Genomic DNA, 1,896 nt, shown 5'->3' with positions numbered 1-1,896 from the left:
CAATATGCGCATCTCTTCAAGCGTGTTGTGAGCCAGGCTCCGGCCGTCTCGTTTCATGAGCGATCCTGTCAATAGCTGTCGCTCAAGCATAGACCATTTGTCCGCTAAATTTCTGACCTATGAGTAATACGCCCGAACGGTCGCTCTGGAACAGCCATATCCAACATCGCCGGCTCATCCGGTATACGGAGGAATCGTGAAATTTTCGCAGAGTGTCACCTGTGCGCGGCTTACCATGCTTTGGGTTATCGCGATCTTATTGACGCCGGTGTTTGCCGAGGGTGCGGTGTGTGCGGGCTCTACAACGCTGCAGGGCGTGGATGTCTCGTCATATCAGGGCACTATTGACTGGAATGCGGTGGCCGCTTCGGGCAGACAGTTTGCCTATGCGCGGGTCAGCGATGGCGCAACCCCGGATACGATGTTCGACGTGAACTACACCGGCATCAAAGCGGCTGGTCTCGCGCGGGGGGCCTATCAGTTCTTCCGGCCATCGGTGGATCCAGCCACCCAAGCCGCCTTGATTCTTCAAAAGGTTGGGCCGGGAGATCTTCCTCCGGCGCTCGATGTAGAGGTCACCGACGGTCAATCGCCCGCCACGATCGCCGCGAACGTCCGGACCTGGGTGACAATCGTGCAGAACGCCACCGGCAGACCACCTGTCATCCTGACGGCCCCAGGCTTCTGGAACAGCGCCGTGGGTTCCCCGACCTTTGCCAGTGATCCTCTCTGGGTGGCAAACTTCGCTGTTGCATGTCCAACTTTGCCCATCGGTTGGAATAGTTGGGCATTCTGGATGTACGGCAATAATGGGTCGGTGCCCGGAATCTTGGGAGCCGTCGACGTGGACGAGTTCAATGGTTCGCTAGCGGACCTCAATAACCTGAAAGGCGGCCATCTCGGTTACGTGACAAATGCCGGCTCCAATTCGGTCTCGGTGATCAATACTGCAACGAATGCCGTGACGGCCACAATTCGCGTCGGGACTACGCCATTGAACATCGCCCTGACTCCGAATGGACAAGCCGCCTACGTTGTGAACTCAGGTGCGAACACGGTTTCTGTCATCAACACTGCTACCAATACAGTGACCAGCACTATCCCGGTTGGACTCTTCCCTACGGACGTTATAGTCACGCCTGATGGGGCCAACGTTTACGTGGTAAACGCGGGTGCGAATTCAGTTTCGGTGATCAACACGGCAGCGAATACAGTTGTTGCGACTGTCCCGGTTGGGGCGAATCCGGTCAGTCTTGCGGCCTCTCCGGACGGAGCTCAGATCTACGTCACGAATGCGGCATCCAAGTCCGTGTCAGTGATCAACACGGCAACGAACACGGTCACTGCAACTGTGCCCGCTGGATCGAATCCCCTGCACATGGTAATTCACTGAAATGGACAGCATCGACCCTCGTGGTTCGAGTTGACGGCTCCACGCTTGCTTGCCAACGCTGCGATCGAGCACACCTGTCAAGCGTGAGCCGCTGACATCGCCTACATGGTCAAAGATTGTCTTGAACATTGAGGAAGAGATCGGCATCTGGCAGTCGCCGTGCTCGGGGTCGTCCGGTGTGAATGGCCGGTGAGCACTCGGTAACAGCCATCGCATCAGCGAATCCTCGTATGGCTGCTTCGGGTCGACTCCGGTCCGACGCCTTGCTCGGAAGCGGCCGTTCGTGCGACGAGGTCAAGCGCATGTCGTTATACACAACGTCCTTGTTGTTCGGCGACGGCGACGAAGCCCGTTTACTTTCAATGACATAGAGCGACGCTTGTAAACTGTCGGCGTTTCGCGTTTACTCTCCGCTTTTGAGCGGACGCCTTGGTCACGGAATCGACGCCCTGGACACAAACGGAATTCGAGCAACTGGACCTTGGCGACGCGCGCCTGAACAA

General features: G+C 57.1%; 1 protein-coding gene. It reads left to right on the top strand.

Annotated features, from left to right (window positions below):
- Positions 1-196 precede the first annotated feature (196 nt).
- Positions 197-1,393 carry a GH25 family lysozyme gene (locus DID96_RS38620; RefSeq protein WP_185732501.1) on the top strand — a complete coding sequence of 399 codons (1,197 nt, stop codon included), beginning with the start codon at positions 197-199 and terminating at the stop codon, positions 1,391-1,393.
- Positions 1,394-1,896 lie beyond the last annotated feature (503 nt).

The sequence above is a fragment of the Burkholderia sp. Bp8963 genome (assembly GCF_003854275.1).
GTDB lineage: Bacteria > Pseudomonadota > Gammaproteobacteria > Burkholderiales > Burkholderiaceae > Burkholderia.
The sequence above is the reverse complement of the archived record's forward strand: the minus strand, read 5'-3'. Positions and strand labels throughout refer to the sequence as shown.